The 18,729-nt window shown below is 47.2% G+C and carries 17 protein-coding genes; 6 read left to right on the top strand and 11 right to left on the bottom strand.

Features of this window, described 5'->3' with window-relative positions:
• Positions 1-9: 9 nt before the first annotated feature.
• From ICL80_RS09415 to ICL80_RS09395, 5 genes are all read right to left on the bottom strand, one after another.
• Positions 10-657: a site-2 protease family protein gene (locus ICL80_RS09415; protein ID WP_194211692.1), complete on the bottom strand. Its 648-nt coding sequence runs from the start codon at positions 655-657 to the stop codon at positions 10-12.
• A gap of 9 nt (positions 658-666) precedes the next feature.
• Positions 667-1,674, bottom strand: coding sequence for a beta-N-acetylhexosaminidase (gene nagZ / locus ICL80_RS09410; RefSeq protein ID WP_194211690.1), 1,008 nt, complete (start codon positions 1,672-1,674; stop codon positions 667-669).
• 9 nt (positions 1,675-1,683) lie between these two features.
• Complete coding sequence (locus ICL80_RS09405) at positions 1,684-2,487, bottom strand: SPOR domain-containing protein (protein ID WP_194211688.1); 804 nt, start codon at positions 2,485-2,487, stop codon at positions 1,684-1,686.
• Entirely contained in the window at positions 2,487-4,238 is a 1,752-nt protein-coding gene (argS, locus tag ICL80_RS09400; protein WP_194211686.1) for an arginine--tRNA ligase, read from the bottom strand. Before argS ends, ICL80_RS09405 begins: the two co-directional genes overlap by 1 nt.
• 66 nt (positions 4,239-4,304) lie before the next feature.
• Entirely contained in the window at positions 4,305-5,516 is a 1,212-nt protein-coding gene (locus ICL80_RS09395; RefSeq protein ID WP_194211684.1) for a deoxyguanosinetriphosphate triphosphohydrolase, read from the bottom strand.
• A 227-nt stretch (positions 5,517-5,743) separates the two neighbouring features.
• Here ICL80_RS09395 and paaI point away from each other — a divergent pair, with 227 nt between their 5' ends.
• From paaI to xth, 3 genes are all read left to right on the top strand, one after another.
• Positions 5,744-6,187 carry a hydroxyphenylacetyl-CoA thioesterase PaaI gene (gene paaI, locus ICL80_RS09390; RefSeq protein ID WP_194211682.1) on the top strand — a complete coding sequence of 148 codons (444 nt, stop codon included), beginning with the start codon at positions 5,744-5,746 and terminating at the stop codon, positions 6,185-6,187.
• Between the two features lie 124 nt (positions 6,188-6,311).
• Positions 6,312-6,653 (top strand): iron-sulfur cluster insertion protein ErpA, encoded by a 342-nt coding sequence (gene erpA, locus ICL80_RS09385; RefSeq protein WP_194211680.1) that lies wholly within the window; start codon positions 6,312-6,314, stop codon positions 6,651-6,653.
• A gap of 27 nt (positions 6,654-6,680) precedes the next feature.
• Positions 6,681-7,469, top strand: a complete 789-nt coding sequence (xth, locus tag ICL80_RS09380) for an exodeoxyribonuclease III (protein WP_194211679.1) — start codon at positions 6,681-6,683, stop codon at positions 7,467-7,469.
• 6 nt (positions 7,470-7,475) lie between these two features.
• On the opposite strand, the gene panD is transcribed toward xth, so the two are convergent.
• The 3 genes from panD to ICL80_RS09365 form a co-directional block, all read right to left on the bottom strand.
• Positions 7,476-7,937, bottom strand: a complete 462-nt coding sequence (gene panD, locus ICL80_RS09375) for an aspartate 1-decarboxylase (protein ID WP_194211677.1) — start codon at positions 7,935-7,937, stop codon at positions 7,476-7,478.
• Positions 7,938-8,014: 77 nt separating this feature from the next.
• Positions 8,015-8,629, bottom strand: coding sequence for a DUF1579 family protein (locus tag ICL80_RS09370; protein WP_194211675.1), 615 nt, complete (start codon positions 8,627-8,629; stop codon positions 8,015-8,017).
• An 87-nt stretch (positions 8,630-8,716) separates the two neighbouring features.
• On the bottom strand, positions 8,717-9,565 hold the full coding sequence (locus ICL80_RS09365; RefSeq protein WP_194211673.1) for a hypothetical protein: 849 nt from the start codon (positions 9,563-9,565) through the stop codon (positions 8,717-8,719).
• 180 nt (positions 9,566-9,745) lie between these two features.
• On the opposite strand from ICL80_RS09365, the gene ICL80_RS09360 reads away from it, so the two are divergent.
• Positions 9,746-10,897, top strand: a complete 1,152-nt coding sequence (locus tag ICL80_RS09360; protein ID WP_194211671.1) for an alpha-hydroxy acid oxidase — start codon at positions 9,746-9,748, stop codon at positions 10,895-10,897.
• 10 nt (positions 10,898-10,907) lie between these two features.
• Here the strand turns inward: ICL80_RS09360 and ilvD are convergent, their stop codons facing one another.
• On the bottom strand, positions 10,908-12,746 hold the full coding sequence (ilvD, locus tag ICL80_RS09355) for a dihydroxy-acid dehydratase (RefSeq protein ID WP_194211669.1): 1,839 nt from the start codon (positions 12,744-12,746) through the stop codon (positions 10,908-10,910).
• 317 nt (positions 12,747-13,063) lie between these two features.
• On the opposite strand from ilvD, the gene speB reads away from it, so the two are divergent.
• A complete protein-coding gene (speB, locus tag ICL80_RS09350) occupies positions 13,064-13,969 on the top strand; it encodes an agmatinase (RefSeq protein WP_228073379.1) in 906 nt (301 codons plus the stop codon).
• 26 nt (positions 13,970-13,995) lie between these two features.
• Positions 13,996-15,009, top strand: a complete 1,014-nt coding sequence (locus ICL80_RS09345; RefSeq protein ID WP_194211666.1) for a hypothetical protein — start codon at positions 13,996-13,998, stop codon at positions 15,007-15,009.
• Here the strand turns inward: ICL80_RS09345 and ICL80_RS09340 are convergent.
• Together ICL80_RS09340 and ICL80_RS09335 are read right to left on the bottom strand one after the other, a co-directional pair.
• Complete coding sequence (locus ICL80_RS09340) at positions 15,006-15,839, bottom strand: type 2 periplasmic-binding domain-containing protein (protein ID WP_194211664.1); 834 nt, start codon at positions 15,837-15,839, stop codon at positions 15,006-15,008. The genes ICL80_RS09345 and ICL80_RS09340 overlap by 4 nt on opposite strands.
• A gap of 205 nt (positions 15,840-16,044) precedes the next feature.
• The gene (locus ICL80_RS09335; RefSeq protein ID WP_194211662.1) at positions 16,045-18,684 is read right to left on the bottom strand and encodes a valine--tRNA ligase; all 2,640 of its coding nucleotides are present in this window, start codon (positions 18,682-18,684) and stop codon (positions 16,045-16,047) included.
• Positions 18,685-18,729: the final 45 nt, after the last annotated feature.

The raw sequence follows: 18,729 nt of genomic DNA, 5'->3' as shown, positions 1-18,729 counted from the left end.
CACCTGCTTTTACAGCCCGGTTATTGATAACACCAGACTATACAAAAACTGCGACGGCACAACGATTATGCCGGGAACAAAGATAAACAAACCAATAATGACAAAAAAACCATATGGTTCAATTGTACGAAGGCCCTCTGCCGCATCGTCTGGCAAAAAATACTCAAGCACCTTACCGCCATCTAGCGGTGGAATAGGGAGTAAGCTGATAACCAGAAATATGCAGCTTAAAAAGATACCCGCATGGCCGGTCTGCACAAGCCAATCAGCCGGCGTGAATCCAAAAGCATAGGCTATACGCACAACATAAGCCCATAATAGCGAAAGAACAATCAAGCTAACGGGGCCTGAGAGTGCCATTAAAAGCAAATCGCGTTTCAGGTTTTTAAAATACTGCGGGTTAATATCAATTGGCTTTGCCTGCCCTAAAAGTATTGGCAAGTTAAGAAACACAAAGGCAACAATAGGTACCACCCCTGTCCAGATAGGGTCTGCATGATTCAAAGGATTGAAAGAAAGCCTGCCTGACATGGCAACCGTTGGGTCGCCCAGTTTATGAGCCACAAACCCGCGCAGTGCCTCGCGCATGGTAACCGCAAACAAAAATGGCAAAGCCATAATGCTAAGCTCGTAAAGCTTTAAGGAAAAATCTGGCACTTTTTACTCCTAGAAACGAGACATTAGTTCTTCATAGCGGCGTTTTAAGTCAGCACGGTCCGGTACGGGGGCATGCTCAGCATTCCGAATGAGGGTTGCAAGCCTTTTCTCAACGCTATTATCCCCAGCTGTCAAGTTCTCTGCCACACTGCGCATTTCAGCCATATCACCATTACAGTGCAAAACAAGATCACAGCCAGCCTTGATGGAATCGCTCGCAAGTGTCCCTATATCACCCTTTAGTGCTTTCATCGACAAATCATCTGTCATCAGAAGCCCAGAAAAACCAATCCGCATTCGAATAATTCGGGCAATGACAAGTCTGGATAAAGTCGCTGGTTTTTCAGCATCAATATCACTGTATATAATATGCGCTGTCATACCGAAAGCGGCATCCTTAAGGGCCCTGAACGGCGCAAAATCTGTTTCATCAAGCGTCGCAAGCGGTGTGTCAACAACGGGAAGGTCAAGGTGGCTGTCAACTGTGGCCCTGCCGTGACCGGGGATATGTTTGATAACAGGCAAAATACCACCAGCCTGCAGAGCATCTATTGTAATTTTTCCAAAAGAAGCAACCAACTGCGGGTCCGAGGAAAACGCACGGTCACCAATGATGGGGTCTGCATTTCTCTGCCGCACATCCAGCAGTGGCAGACAATTCACTGTTATGCCCACCCGCCTTAAGTCATCAGCCAGCAACCTACAGTTAAGCCTGAGCGCACTTGCAGCGAGCGTTGGATCATGCCGAGCCATATCACCAAAGACAGCCATAGGCGGGTATTTGCGCCAGTGAGGCGCTGTCATACGTTGCACCCGGCCACCTTCTTGATCAATCAAGATAGCAACCTTGTGCCGCCCAACTGTTTTTTTCATATCTGCCGTTAAAGCAGCAACTTGTTCGCGGCTTTCAATATTACGCGCAAACAAGATAAACCCTGCTGGCTTTACTTTCGCAAAAAACGCACGCTCTTTTTCCGTTAAACTAGGGCCTGAACAGCCAAAAATAGCCGGTATCATTAAACAACCTTAAGGATTTACAACAATACAGGCTTGCTCACCAGCCCTGAGAGACAAACAGACCTGATCTGCTGCAGCCCGATTTTCAATAGGTCCTACACGTAAGCGGTATAGTGTCCGGTCACCTGAACTTACTTTTTCATATGACGGTGCTTTATCATTTAACTGCGCAGAAAATTTGTTTTTAATAGCGCGCCATGCTTTCTCAGCAGTTTCCTCTGACCCATAAGCACCAAGCTGAATGCGGTATGTAGGCTTGCTTGCAGCAGGCTTTGGCTTAGGCGCTGCCGCTTTTGGCTCATCAGCAACTGTTATGCTTTTTTCAGGCTTCTCGGCCGTCGTGGGCGCAGACTGTTTCATATCAGCTAAAACAGAGTTTACAACTTCGTCTGTTGTAGGCGATGTATCCTGTGAAGCAGACGCTGTTTCCTCTGGTTCTTCCGGTAACTCAACGGGTTCTTCCGCTTGTGGCCCAAGCGTAACCTGACTATGGTCTTCTGTGCCATCAATCCGGCTAAAAACCTCTTTATCCTGATATTCAACCTGTAATCCACCCGGGTCATCAGGCTTTTCACGAAGTGGCTCAGACGGTGCAACAACATGGCGCGGTGGTTCAGCACCTGAACCGTCATAAAGAAACACCAGTACAGAAACAAACAGAACCAGCAGCACCACTGCCGCTGAAGCCGAAATGATCACAGTCTTTCTGGCTTGCCAAAAAGTTACGTTAGGCTCTTCCTCTGGTACAGGTTGCAGCCACGGTGGAATATCTTTACCACCCGTTATGCCAGTATGATCATCTCTCTCGTTCATCAGCGCATTTCCTTTAGTGGTGTAACGCCTAACACCTCTAGGCCACTTGCAATTACTAGCGCAACACTCCTAATAAGCGCAAGCCGTGCTTTTGTTGTGGCTTCATCGCCCTCTATTATAAACCGAAGTGACTGGTCATCATTGCCTTTGTTCCAAAACGTATGAAACTCTGATGCAAGATCATAGAGAAAAAACGCAATCCGGTGAGGTTCATGGGCCTCTGCCGCACTTTCAACCATACGCGGCCACTGTGCACATACCTGTATCATGGTCACTTCGCTTGGATGTGACAATAAGGAAAGATCAGCATTTAATAACGAACCATCACTCGTATCAAGATTAGGAAAAGCTTCCACAGCTTTCGCCAAAACCGAGCAAACCCTTGCATGCGCATACTGTACATAGAATACAGGGTTATCTTTCGATTGCTCCATAACTTTTGCAAAATCGAAATCCAGTGGCGCATCATTCTTGCGGGTCAGCATGATAAAGCGGGTCACATCGCTGCCCACTTCTTCCACAACCTCACGCAGCGTAATAAAATTACCCGCGCGCTTCGACATTTTAAACGGTTCGCCGTTTCTAAAAAGCCGCACAAGCTGGCATAGTTTAACGTCGAGGTCGGCATCAGACGCCAGCGCTTTCACGGCAGACTGCATGCGTTTAACATACCCGCCGTGGTCAGCACCCCACACATCAATCATGGTTTTATAGCCACGCACATATTTATCGTAGTGATAGGCTATGTCAGCGCCAAAATAGGTGTAATCACCCGATGATTTTTGTAGTGCCCTATCCACATCATCGCCAAAATCTGTAGCTCTAAACAGGGTTTGTTCACGGGGCTCCCAGTCATCAGGCAATTTGCCTTTTGGGGGTTCGAGAACACCTTCATAAATATGGCCCTGCTGTCTCAGCACATCCACAGCATCAGCAATACGGTTTGATTCGTGCAATGTCCGTTCCGAAAAGAACTCGTCATGCTCAACCCCTAAAAGCTTCAAGTCATCACGGATCATATCCATCATGGCATTAGACGCTTCTTCCTTAAAAAGAAGCAGCCATTCGCTCTCGTCCTTGTTCAGGTATTTTTCGCCGTATTTTTCTTTAAGCGCATGGCCAAGCGGCACAAGATAGTCACCAGGGTAAAGACCTTCGGGTATTTCACCAATATCTTCCCCAAAAGCTTCACGGTACCGAAGGTGGGCTGACCGGGCGAGCGTATCAATCTGGCTGCCTGCATCATTAATATAATATTCTTTCGTTACCTTATGCCCTGCCTTCGACAAAAGGTTAGCCAACGCATCCCCGAATACCGCGCCCCGCACATGTCCAACATGCATGGGGCCTGTGGGGTTAGCCGAAACATATTCCACATTTACGGGAATTCCCGCGCCCACAGTGCTGTCGCCGTAAGCCTTGCCTTCACGCAGAATAGCCGCAACCTGACTTTGCCAGAAAGAAACTGAAAGGCGCATATTAATAAAGCCGGGGCCAGCCACATCAACAGCCGTAACATATTCGTTTTGTTCAAGGCGCGGCGCTAACATGTCAGCGATATCACGTGGCTTCATACGCGCAGCTTTCGCAAGCACAAGCGCGGCATTTGTTGCCATGTCTCCGTGCGACGCGTCGCGCGGCGGCTCAACAGCGATACCGGTCATCACTAACCCTTGGGGAAGAGACCCTGCATCAACAAGCTCTTGCAGCTGTTCATCTACAACTGCCCGAAAATGGGTAAAAACATTCATTTTACTACTCTGAATCCAGTTTATTCCGGCCTACAAAGCATACGCGCAGACCAATTTAAGTCATTGCTATAGGGAAACACGCGATAGATCAAACAACTTAGCATGTTCACGGAATGCAAATCTGTCTGTCATGCCCGCAATGAAATCGGCAACAACACGGGCCGTTTCTTCTGAACCCGGCTCTCCCGCACGCTCATTCCATTCCGTTGGTAGGCATTCAGGCTCTGCATTATAGAGCACAAACAAATCAGCCACCACCCGCTTAGCCTTACTGGCCATACGGTTCACAAGATAATGGCGGTACATGCGATCAAACAAAAAGCCTTTCAGTTCCTTGATTGCATTCTCCATATTACGCCCAAATGCAATTACCGGGGCACCAGCGTTCCGGATATCGTCAACAGACTTTGGGTTAAGCTCGCGAATACGGCGGTTACTTTCCACCATCATATCAGCAACCATGCGGTTGATCATACGGCGTACCAACTCGTGAATCAGTATATCCTGCGGCGCAGATGGATATGTTAACTGCACTTCGTCAATCAGCTGCGCCACCACAGGTATCTTCTTTAGCTCGTCAAGTTCAAAAAGGCCCGCACGCAAGCCATCATCAAGGTCATGGCTTGAATATGCGATATCGTCAGCAAGCGCCGCAAGCTGGGCCTCTGCGCTTGCGTATGTGTGCAACATCAAGTCATTTTCCGGCAAATAATCGCGCAGCGCAAAAGGAAGCTCGGCAGGCGGCTTTTTATAATCGATCTCAGCATCAACAACAGGGCCGTTATGCTTTGCGAGACCTTCCAACGTTTCCCATGTCAGGTTCAGGCCATTGAAAGAGGCATAACGACGTTCCAAACGAGTTAGAATGCGTAGCGCCTGAGCATTATGATCAAAGCCTTGATAATCCTTCATACAATCATTCAAGATCATTTCCCCCACATGACCAAACGGTGGATGGCCTAAATCATGGGCAAGTGCAACAGCTTCACCCAAATCTTCATTTAGGTGCATGGCCCGGCATGCGGAGCGTGTAATCTGCGACACTTCAAGTGAATGGGTAAGGCGCGTTCTGAAATGATCACCCTCGTGATACACAAAGACCTGAGTTTTATGTTTTAGACGCCGAAATGAAGAGGAATGAATCACCCTGTCCCTATCACGCTGATAACAACTACGAGAAGGTGTTTCAGGCTCTGGATGCAAGCGACCGCGGCTCTGTGAAGGTTTGCAGGCATAAGGAGCAAGCGTGTCTTCATAGTTTACCAGCGTTTCGGTCATGCGTCTCTCCATTGGGATTTTGAATCATAATAATGTTGCGAACAGTATCCGCACCGGTCGTAATCAGCAACTGATTATAATGAACATTGGCATACTTTTTTTAGAAGATGCCCTGACCCTAAATTTCCAGATGTATGATGACCTACTCTTGCTGCTTATAATAGCTTTGCACTACTTTATAAATCACGATACCAAACACGGTGTATAACAATCATAGGATACTGCTCATGACAGCACATAGTGATGCTACCCCATCAACCACCGCAGCCCGTAATGCAGATATTTTCCAGAAGAAAATCACCTTTGAAAAAAAGATGGGCATCACCTTGTGCAAAATTGCCCCCACTGAAGCTACTTTGAAGATGACGGTAACAGACGATGTACTAAACTTTTTTGGCAGTGCTCACGGCGGGGCAATTTATACACTTGCTGACGCGGCTTTTGCCTATGCATGCAACACGGAAGAGTATGTAACTGTTGGGGCTAGCTGTACGATGGATTACCTACTACCTGCCTATTCTGGTGACGACCTAACAGCAACAGCAAGCCTTTACGCAAAAAATGGCAGGCAGGAAATTTATCATATTAAAATAACCAACCAAAACAATGAGCTAATTGCTATTTTTACAGGAAAATCAGCAAAAACTAAAACATTGATAATCGATAGTTAAAGCCAAACGCCCAATATCATGGTAACATGATAGAAACATATATCCTGCTAATGCGGTTGATTGTTGGCCCCCCGCACCTTACATATAGTAAGCACCAGAAACCCATGATTAGTTAGTGTTTTAAATGACAGATAAATCAACACCAGTCACCTTAAGTGAAACAGCCGCCGCAAGGGTTGCAAAGCTCATTGCCCAACAAGGCAATCCTGAGCTTAAACTACGTCTTACGGTCTCTGGCGGCGGTTGCAGCGGTTTCCAGTATGGTTTTGACTTTGATGAAAACCAAAAGCCCGACGACATTGTGGTAACAAAAAGCGGTGTAACCATGCTGGTTGATAGCATGTCTCTGCTGTACCTTACCGGTTCTGAAGTTGATTATGTTGAAGATCTTGTTGGGGCCTCGTTTCAGGTGGTGAACCCTAATGCCACAGCATCATGCGGATGCGGTACATCATTCTCCATTTAACGGTTTCCACACAGCAGGTTGACGCCCATGAAAATTGCGACCTTTAACATTAACGGTGTGAAAGCGCGCCTGCCCCGCGTTCTTGAATGGCTTGACGAATTTTCACCGGACGTTGCATGTTTGCAGGAAATTAAAAGTGTTGACGAAAATTTCCCGCGCCTCGAATTTGAAGACAAAGGCTGGCATGTGGAAACCCACGGCCAAAAGGGCTTTAACGGTGTTGCCTTTATATCCAAAGAACCCATGACCGATATTCTGCGCGGCTTACCCGCCGTGGATGGCAGCGTGGATACAGAAGACGACCATGCCCGCTATATTGAGGGTACGGTAGCTGGTGTTCGTATTGCATCCATCTACCTGCCAAACGGCAATCCCCAGCCCGGCCCAAAGTTTGATTTTAAACTGGCGTGGATGGAGCGGTTGATTGCCCATGCTGAGCGCTTACTCAGTGCCGAAATGCCGGTAGTGCTAGCCGGTGACTATAATGTTATCCCACACGATGAAGATTGCCATAACCCAGCAGCATGGGTGGGGGATGCTCTAACCCAGCCAGAAAGCCGTGCGCGTTTTCGCACCCTTAAAAACCTTGGGTACCTTGATGCTATCCGGCAAATCAAGCCTACCGGTGCCGCCTATACATATTGGGATTTTCAGCGCGGCGCATGGCAAAAAGACCACGGCATCAGGATTGACCATCTGCTGCTATCACCGCAGGCCGCTGATATGCTGAAAAACGCAGATGTTGACCGCATACCAAGGGCTAAGGAAAAACCAAGCGACCACACGCCTGTCTGGATTGAATTGGAAACCTCTTAAGAAACCTTACGCGTCAACTACTGCGTACGGCGTATTTTCGCGGTTATTTTCTGGCTGGCCTAATGTTTCCAGCGACGGTGTTACATACTCATCAACAGACACAATTTGGTTCCCGGCATCCACATGGACAGCCCGGGAAATCCGCCCGGGTAACTGGTTTGCAGGCACGCTCTCATAGCCCATGATAATTGCCATATCGCCTTTGTTAAACTGGTGCGCCGCTGCACCGTTCAAGCAAATAACTCCAGACTTTTCTGTGCCCTCAATGACATAGGTGGTTATGCGCTCGCCGTTTGTAATATTTACAACATCAACAGCAGTGTTTGGTAAAATACCAGAGACCCTTAGCAGCTCTGGGTCTACGGTTATGGAACCAACATAATTAAGTTCTGCACCCGTCACTGTAACGCGGTGCAACTTACCATACATAAACTCGCGCAGGGCAGTATCTAATACAGGCTTACTCATATATCCGGCTCCACAAAAATAGGTGATGCCGATATGACGTTCCCAATATTAAAAATCAAGTATTTTCCGTGAAGGCTTTACTTGGGAACCAGAGGTTTATCCGCTTGGCGGATCATTTGGATACGCGCAATCTGTGTCCAGTTCTTGCCACCATCTGTGGACATATCATATGTAAGTTCGCGGATATCTTCACCTGTTATGATATACTCAAACTTCTGAAGCTCCGTACCATTATCATTTGGTGCATGACCAACAAACCGCATGCCGTCACCAAACTTTCGCCCTCGGAAAGTGGTAATAACCGTACCAAGATCATCAACCCATACCTGCCGCCAATTCATGGCCTCTTTATCAAAGGTATTAATTGCAAAACCGGCAAATCCATTTCGGCCAGATAGAGTTTTGTAAAAATCACCCCAGTTCTCAAAAGAGACATATTCAAAAGAAATGCACCCCCCAAGGGCTGGTTTATAATCAGCGTAACCACCTGGCACCCATTTACCATCTTTCAGGATTTTCAAGGCCCACCTACCATGCATAAAATCAAGCTCGTGGTAATCAGGTGTATTACAGCTTGGGCTTTCATATGGTGTCGTGCCAAACATTTGGTTTGGTGTAACTGTTTGTGCTCTGATGGGTAAACTTGTTGCTATTAGTAAAAATCCTGCAATACCGGTTTTAATAGATAGCATAACACACCTCCAATCCATGAAAACCAGCCTACCTCATCTTGCCTGCAAAAGAAAAGAAAGGCTTTACCCACACAGATACAATCAGCTTTATTCCGGTGTACTGTCTGTGTCTGGTGCGGGTTTTGCAGTTTCATGCAAACAGATACGGTATCGAAGGCCGTGGGCAACAGCGATAGTAAACATAATATAAAAACCAACTGTATATTGCAAAATACCCACCACTGCATGCCAGCCCGCCAAGCTCGCCAGCACCATTGGTATCATAAGTATTGAATATAGCAGCACCAGTACAATTGCAAAATCAACTGTATGGGGGTGTTCTAACCCTTCCTTATCAGAACCAACAGCGGTCTGTGTCAGGTTTGCCGAAACCAGAGAATAAATAATACACATGGTAATGGTACTCAACACTTCAAGCAAAACATCACCGTGTGCTGATGTAGCAATATCGCCAGAAGTATTTGACATTTGATCTATAAAACTGGTTGTGAGCCCAATCGCGCTAAGCGCCGTTTGAATAACAAGAGAAACCAGCACCGTTATTAGCCCTATTAGCAGAAACTTGACCATATTGATCGCCGCTGCTTTGTATGCCTTACTGTATGGGCGAATAGCCGCCCCTTCTTCTCCGAACGCTGCAAACCTCACCCAAAAGTTAAATATATAAGCAAAAGCAAATAAAATGGTGCAAACAAGCACAAACGTGGCGGCCAAAAAGGCAAAAGCATCACCAGCCCCTGTCATATTACCTTGCAGGAACTGCCCCACAACAACCATATCAATTCTGGCAGCAAAAAAAACAAGCCCCATTAGGAATGAGCCTAACACAACTCCCGACACTATAATGCCAAATGCCTTTAAAACATCCATCCAGCTTTCGCTTGGCATATTTAAAGATGCTTTTGTCACTTCAAGAATTGGAAATTTATTTTCCATAACACTGTATTCCTCATGTCAGGTTTTCAGGCGCTTTACACTTCATCACCCTATTGGACAGAACAAAATATACAAGCCTGTTTCCACACCCTTATCACTAGTTTATAACACAACCATCATTTTCTATGGCATTCGAGGGCAATGCCTAATTTTTTATCTGTCTACTTTAAGGGGGCATTCATGGGGCTGGTAAACTGTAATAACATAAGTGACTTAAGAAAATTAGCACACAAGAAACTCCCAGCACCTATGTTTCATTATATTGATGGTGGTTCCGATGATGAATGGACACTAGGCCGAAGTACAGACGCCTTTTCTGATTATGAACTCCTCCCCTCTTACCTTAAAAATATTGAAAATATCGATTTAAGAACCAAGATACTAGGCACCACGCTTGATTTGCCGTTTTTTCTGGCACCCACAGGTATGTCGCGGTTATTTCATCACGAGAAAGAGCTTGGGGCCTGCAAAGCAGCAGACAAGTTTGGCACCCTCTACAGCCTTTCAACACTGGCAACAACAAGCTTGGAAGAAGTTGCAGCATCCACCGCTGGGCCAAAAATGTTTCAAATATACATTCTTAAAGATAGAGGCCTTACGCGCGAATTTGTTACGCGCTGCAAAGAGGCAGGCTATCAGGCCCTTTGCTTGACTGTGGATACAATGCTTTCAGGCAACCGCGAGCGTGACCGGGTGAACGGTATGACCATGCCGCCTAAATTTACCCTAAAAAGCATGATGAGCTATATAACCCACCCAGTATGGGCAATGAACACGCTTTTGCACCCTGATTTCAAGCTTGCAAATGTTGCCCACCGCGTTGATGCCATTGGTAAAAGCACAATGGGCCTTATGTCATACGTAAACAGCCAGTTTGACCGCACGGTCACATGGGATGATGCTGCATGGCTTGTTAAAGAATGGGGCGGCCCCTTTGTGATTAAAGGACTTCAAACACCGGCGGATGCAAAAAGAGCCGTTGAGATTGGTGCTTCCGCCATCATGATATCAAATCACGGCGGCAGACAGCTTGACACAACACCAGCCCCTGTCGATTGCATACGCCCTATCAGGGATGAAGTTGGTAATGCGCTAGAGTTGATTGTCGACGGCGGCATCCGTCGGGGCACCCATGTTGTTAAGGCGCTTGCCTTAGGGGCAAATGCCTGTTCGATTGGGCGGCCGTATCTATACGGTCTCGCCTCTGGTGGGCAGAAGGGTGTGGAGCATGCCATAGACTTACTTGCCAAAGAAGTCGAGCGGGATATGGCCCTGCTGGGATGCACGGACATAGCCTCCTTAACAGAAAGCTATATCCAGCAGCGCCGATGATTACCGCCTGTTATATTTTACGAACAGCACCCAGTGATGCTGATGTTGTCATGGATGCATAAGCTCTAAGAGCGGCAGTTACTTTACGTTTCCGCACTTCAACTGGCTTCCATGCCTTTTCGCTCTTTGCATCCATTGCAGCCCGACGTTCGGCAAGCACCGCGTTAGACACACGCACATTAATGGTGCGGTTCGGAATATCAATGTCGATCATATCGCCCTCTTCCACAAGGCCAATCGCACCACCCTCTGCTGCCTCTGGGCTGGCATGACCAATTGACAGGCCGCTGGTACCACCAGAAAAACGGCCATCTGTTAGAAGGGCACATTCCTTACCAAGCCCAATAGATTTTAGGTAACTTGTTGGATAGAGCATTTCCTGCATACCCGGCCCCCCTCGTGGGCCTTCGTAGCGAATAATAACCACATCACCAGCCACAACCTTGCCGCCGAGGATCGCCTCAACCGACGAATCCTGACTTTCAAACACCCGCGCACGACCAGAAAACTTCCAGATGCTTTCATCCACACCAGCAGTTTTTACAATACAGCCATCTTCTGCAATATTACCGAACAGAACAGCAAGACCACCCTCTTTGCTATATGCATGCTCTAAGCTACGGATACAGCCGTCTTTGCGGTCTAGGTCGAGGCTGTCATAGCGCTTACTTTGGCTAAAGGCCTCCGTTGTGCGCACGCCGCCTGGGCCAGCCCGGAAAAAGCGGTGCAGATCAGCGTCATTACTGGTCAGCACGTCAAAGCGCTTGATTGCCTGCCCGATAGTGTCGGAATGCACAGTGGGGCAATCCTGATTAATAAGGCCAGCGCGGTCGAGTTCACCGAGGATGGCAAAAATCCCCCCTGCCCTGTGCACATCCTGAATATGATACTTATTGGTAGCAGGCGCGACCTTGCACAGATTTGGCACACGGCGTGACATGCGGTCAATATCCGCCATCGTAAAATCAACTTCACCTTCCTGCGCTGCGGCCAGCAAATGCAGCACTGTGTTGGTAGACCCACCCATGGCGATATCCATGGCGATAGCATTTTCAAAAGCTGCTTTAGATGCAACAGAACGCGGTAAAACACTTTCGTCTTCATCCACATAATAACGTTTTGTAATATCAACAATTAGCCGTGCAGCTGTTAGGAACACTTCTTTGCGGTCTGAATGCGTTGCAAGCGTGGTACCATTACCCGGCAGAGACAGGCCCAACACTTCAGTGAGGCAATTCATACTGTTAGCAGTGAACATACCACTACAAGACCCGCACGTTGGGCAGGCGTTCTGCTCAATCGCCTCTACCTCTTCATCAGAAATATTAGGGTTTGCAGCATCAACCATCGCATCAACAAGATCAAGTTTCCTTGTTTCACCATTATAGTCGCTTTCGCCAGCCTCCATAGGGCCACCAGACACAAACACAGATGGAATATTAAGGCGCAAAGAGGCCATAAGCATGCCGGGCGTAATTTTATCGCAGTTCGAAATGCAAATAAGGGCATCAGCACAGTGCGCATTCGCCATATATTCAACACTATCTGCGATAATTTCGCGGCTTGGCAGGCTGTACAGCATACCGTCGTGGCCCATGGCAATGCCGTCATCCACCGCGATAGTATTAAATTCCTTCGCTATACCACCCGCTTTTTCAATCTCGCGCGCTACCATTTGGCCAAGGTCTTTCAGGTGTACATGGCCCGGCACAAACTGTGTGAAACTGTTCACAACAGCAATGATAGGCTTTTTAAAGTCCCCGTCTTTCATACCTGTTGCGCGCCAAAGCGCACGGGCGCCTGCCATGTTACGGCCATGAGTGGATGTACGGGAACGATACTGTGGCATCTAACTGCTCCGAAATTTTAACCTGACACTATACTCGCGTCCTATACGCAAATTCAGCACGAATGTACAGGCTAGCGTTTTATTTTTTTGTAATAAAAAATCACAATTTATATTTATTTAGTAATATAATTACAAAATAAGCCGTTACAATCAACCCAAACATACATTGCTCATATATACTAGAGCCTATTACCATCCTTAAGCTAAAGAGATAGTCTTAAGTCCCCTCTAACAACTTAATGCAGGAACAGACTTCGCCATAGACAAAGGGAAGCTTTTCTCCATATTCTGTATTTGAGTATTTAATGAGGGTATATATGTCTGAAGGAATGATGGAACCATACGGTGGGCCAATAAGCTTTTTCCGCCTGCCCTATGCTGAAAACGCCGCAGGGTTGGATATTGCAGTTATGGGGATTCCATTTGATCTGGCAACAACAGGCCGATCTGGTGCCCGTATGGGGCCACGTGCAATCCGTGAAATGTCACTTACCATGGCGGAGTTCCCTTGGGGTGTTTGGCCGTGGGATTATCATTTCAACGACAAATGGAAAGTTGCTGACCTCGGCGACGTGATGGGCTTTACCGCCTACCCTGACCGCATGTTCAACCTTGTTGAAGAACATGCAGATACTGTTCTCGCAGCAGGTAGCGCCCTTCTTACCCTTGGCGGCGACCATTCTGTTACTTACCCTTTACTGAAAGCACACGCTAAAAAGCATGGCCCGCTTGCCCTTATTCACTTTGATGCCCACAGCGACACATGGGAAAGTGACGACCTGAACCACGGCACCATGTTTTATCATGCTATCAAAGAAGGTATCATTCTGCCTGAGCACTCCATTCAAATGGGCATGCGCACACCAAACCCGGAAACAATGGGCATGCTGGTAATTGACGGCAACGAATGTCTGAAAACCACGGCAGAAGCCCTTGCCAAACGTATTAGAGAGCGCGTCGGCAACCAGCCTGCCTACCTGACGTTTGACATCGACTTTCTAGACCCAGCTTATGCACCGGCCACAGGCACACCAGTGGTTGGCGGCCCCAATGTGGCCTATGCCCGTGAAGTGCTAAAACTACTGGCCGGGCTAAACATTGTAGGCGGTGATCAGGTAGAGGTTGCCCCCCATTATGAGGGGCCGGGCCAGATCACAGCGCTTGCAGGCGCCACCATTGCTGCAGATATTCTGTATCTAATAGGCGAATCAAAAAGCACGTAACCGATTGATCTAGTTAGGCTGTTTTCATGTCCCTAATTTTCCCTCAAGCTTATCTTTATGACAGCGTGAGAAATGACCCCCTGCAAGAAGCGCTAACTGCAAAATGGATACTTCCTAACCTTGATCTGATTACAGCGGGTATTGACAAAACTCGGCAAGCAATTGACCGACATTTTGAAAAATTAAAAGAACAGAGCAAAACTGAAAAAAGCCCAAAGGATGCAAGCCTTAAAAATATTCAGGATTATCCTTACGGTTACTGCGACACGATAAGAGACAGTGTATGGAGCACTATCCAGCGCTCCTTACATTCAGATAAAAAAGGCGGACATTATTTTAATGCAATTGCCTGCTTTATTGATGAAGGCGGTGTTTTCAAAAGAATATGGGGGGAACTGACATACGGCCCTTATTTCCAAAATGCTATCCAGCTTGGTACTTATTATGTTGATGCTTCAAATGATACGGTTGTCATCACCAAACCCAAGCTTGATATTAAGCCCCTTGCAGAAGCAAGCTTTCAAAACATCGACACTTTTGAACATTATTTTGATGTAGCCAGTGCTTATTATCAGTGGGACACATACCCGAATATATATTTACCACAAATGGCCGCACTATTTCCTGCTGTTGCTGTACACAAAAAAGCAGGCGTTACCCTACTGTGTGATATTCCGCGGCCATTATTTTTTAAAAATGTGCAATCAAAAGGAAAGCTGGCGCAGCAGTTTTTAAGCCATTCTAACTATAGCAAAAAAACGCTTTCAAAAGATAAAGATGCAACCCTGATGCAGTTTGCCAGAGGCCACTATCACCCTTTGCTGGCTTTACACCTGAAACGTGCCCCCAAGATATCTGAGATACTATCTAATAGCGACAAAAGTGCCTTTCAAATATTACATGACTGGCTATCATCTGGTTATTCTACTGATCACTATACGAGCTATCTGGTTCAAATGGATAACTTTAGAAAACACCTTGGTGCCGCTCTTAGGGAATATTCTTTCAAGGGCCTTACTGCGCCAGCACAACCAAACTAATAGCCACCCCCATCTACTGCGCTAGTAGAATAACCAGATAATATACCGTGCAACTGGCCACTTTCTTCCATTATTGAAAGCGACAGGTCTATATGCTGAATAAAGGCTTCTGTTATGGGGGTTCGCCAACAAACAAATGCATCCTCAGCTTTATAGAGTACAAAACGTTCATCATAGCGATAATGTACGGGTGATCCCGCAAGCTTGAAATACCTCTCAACATCATAATCTGCAGCAACAACGGCAGAAACACGACCCTGATCAAGTAGTTTAAAGGCGGTTTCCACCCCAAAGACAGATATAACCTCTTTTCCCGCTGCCATATCGTAATTTCTAAAAAAGTCGCTGCCCCCCATTGCTACTTCAGCAGCAAAAGTACGCTCTTCCAGGTCAGCGGCTGAGCGGACCATAGAATCACCCGGAACTGTATAAGCCCTGACGCTAACGGTATTCACAGGCTTTGACATAACAAGAAAGTCCACATCAGTATTACGGGCCGTATAATAATCTCTATCTGTAGGCGAGAAAAAAATACAGTCACTTTCATGAGCAAAAAATGATATGGATGCCCGTTTCACAGGGCGCATAGTCAACAATAACTTACCCTCATAACCTGCTTCGATAATATCCAGCACCTGATTGTAAGGTCCTTTATATTCGCTATGCAAAAGCCCTTTCACTGAAGCACCAGAGATTTTAATAGTACTTTCAGGGGTTACTGATAGTTTCTCACCACTATAAGCAGGCAGTGCGCCTAATAAAAAAGCAATAGTGAAGCAAACACCACAAACAAGTAGGGAGTCTATGCCCCTAAAGATGATGTTTTTCAAAAGCAGTCCTAAAATCATAGCCGCCAAAAGTTGCTTGGGCCCAAAACATATTGAAAGGATGCCCGTTTTACCAAAGGACATCAAGTAGAACTCAGACTTTCAATAACCTTGGCCTTAGTAAATCACAATGCTCAAACAAAGAAAGCCACCCACAGTGTGGTGGCTTTCTGTTTCCATATACTGGTTAGTTCTTGGCGCTTGGTCTTTAGCCTAGTCGAGCAATAGCCGCTGTTATCTTCTCGATTTGTGCCTCAAGATCTACGAGCTGTTCTTTCGCTTCTGCAACCACATGCTCAGGAGCTTTCGCAACAAAACCCGCATTTGAAAGACGGCCTTTAATGCTACCTGCTTCTTTTGAGAGCTTTTCAAGGCTTTTGCCTAGACGAGCTTTTTCAGCATCCAAATCCATCAGACCCGCGAGCGGTAGGTAAACCGTTGCTTCATCCACCACTAACTGGGCCGCACCTTTACTTTCTGCTGTGTCGACGGCTTCAGCTTTTTCCAGTCGAGCTAACCGACAGATCATATCTTGAAACACATTTAGCCGGTCTTTGGTTGTGGTAGATGCCCCCACAATCAGCGCTGTTGCCTTCGCGCTTGCAGGAACATTCATTTCCGCACGCGTCGAGCGTACTTCGCTGATAAACCTTATCGCCCAGTTCACCTCTTCTGCCGCCGTCAGATCAACAGCGCTCACCACAGGCCATGAAGCATTGATCAGATCATATGCCCGATCGTCTTTGGTCGCATGCCACAGTTCTTCAGTGATAAACGGCATAAAAGGGTGCAAAATGACCAAAATTTGATCAAGAACCCAGCCTGCAACAGCGCGAGTTTCGGCCTTTTCTTCCTCGTTTTCACCCCAAAATACCGGCTTCACAAGTTCCACATACCAATCGCAAAAGGTGTGCCATGCAAAATGATAAATAGCATCTGCTGCATCATTAAAACGAAACGCATCAAAAGCCTTGGTGACAGCGTCTGCTGCTTGCGACACTTCGCTGATAATCCATTTATTCACCGGCAATGTTGCCGTGGGTGCTTCAACACTATCAGAACCCGCAATACCGTTCATTTCGCAGAAACGTGACGCATTCCAAAGCTTTGTTCCAAAATTACGGTAACCTTCAACACGCTTTTCAGAAAGCTTGATATCCCGCCCCTGCGCTTCCATCGCGATCAAGGTGAAACGAAGCGCATCAGCACCGTATTGTTCAACAAACTCTAAGGGGTCAATCACATTCCCCTTGGATTTTGACATTTTGGCGCCGTTTTCATCGCGTACAAGCGCATGAATGTACACATTCTTAAATGGCACTTCACCCATGAAGTGAATGCCTGACATCATCATCCGCGCAACCCAGAAAAAGATAATGTCAAATCCTGTGATCAATGTAGTGTTGGGGTAATATTTTGCCAGTTCTGGCGTTTCATTTGGCCAGCCCATCGTGCTGTAGGGCCACATGGCACTTGAAAACCATGTATCCAGCACATCGTCATCACGGCGCAGGGTTACACTATCCCCAAACTGGGCCTTGGCGGCGGCATAGGCTTCGGCCTCAGTTTCTTCAACAAACACTGTGCCATCAGGCGCATACCATGCAGGTATCTGGTGCCCCCACCAAAGCTGGCGGGAAACACACCACGGCTGGATGTTACGCATCCATTCATAATATGTTTTTTCCCAATTTTTCGGGATAAAATTGGTTTTGCCGGTTTCTACCGCCTCAATGGCAGGCTTTGCCAGTGTTTCAGCGTCTACATACCACTGGTCAGTAAGCCATGGTTCTATCACGACGCCGCCCCGGTCACCGTATGGCACCATATGTTTGTGAGGTACCACTTTCACAAGGAAACCTGCTGCTTCCATATCAGCTACAATCACCTTGCGGGCCTCGAAACGGTCCAGACCACGGTATTTTTCCGGTGCATTAACATTCACACAGGCGTTTTCATCAAAGATGTTGATCATCTCAAGATCATGGCGCTTGCCGATTTCAAAATCATTGAAATCGTGCGCAGGTGTTACCTTCAGGGCACCCGTGCCCTGCTCAGGGTCTGCATGTTCATCGCCAACAATGATAATTTTTCGGCCAACAAGTGGCAGCAATACATGCTTACCAATCAGGTCTTTAAAGCGTTCATCGTTTGGGTTAACCGCTACAGCGGTATCTCCCAGCATGGTTTCCGGGCGGGTGGTCGCAATTTCAATGAAACGGCCTTCTTCACCGTCAATAGGGTAATTGAAATGCCAAAAGTGGCCATCCACTTCTTTTTGTTCAACTTCCAGGTCAGAAATAGCCGTTTTCAGCTTTGGATCCCAGTTCACCAGGCGCTGTGCACGGTATAAAAGCCCATCTTTATAAAGCTTTACAAACTTTTTAAGAACAGCAGCAGAGCGCTCATCATCCATCGTAAAGGCTTCACGGGACCAGTCACAGCTCGCCCCAAGGCGGCGCAGTTGCCCGGTAATAGTGCCACCAGATTCGGCCTTCCACTTCCACACACGGTCAAGAAATGCTTCGCGGCCCATGTCACGGCGGTCAAGCCCTTCGTCGTCTAGCTGGCGCTCCACCACCATTTGTGTCGCTATACCCGCATGGTCTGTACCCGGCTGCCACAACACGTCTTTACCGCGCAGGCGTTCAAACCGTACCAGTGCATCCTGCAGGCTGTTATCCAGCGCATGGCCCATATGCAGGCTACCTGTCACATTCGGCGGCGGCATGACAATAACATAGGGCTCTGCCTCAGGCCGCTGTCCGCATTTGAACGCGCCAGAAGTTTCCCAGTGTTCATACCATTTTGCTTCTATATCCGCTGGGGAATAGGTTTTGTCGAGCATATCTACGTATCCGTTACTGTGTGTGGTCTTTTAAGATGGCGCACA

This window comes from Kordiimonas pumila (assembly GCF_015240255.1).
Lineage (GTDB): Bacteria > Pseudomonadota > Alphaproteobacteria > Sphingomonadales > Kordiimonadaceae > Kordiimonas > Kordiimonas pumila.
Note: the sequence above shows the minus strand (reverse complement) of the source record. Positions and strands in the feature narration are given on the sequence as shown.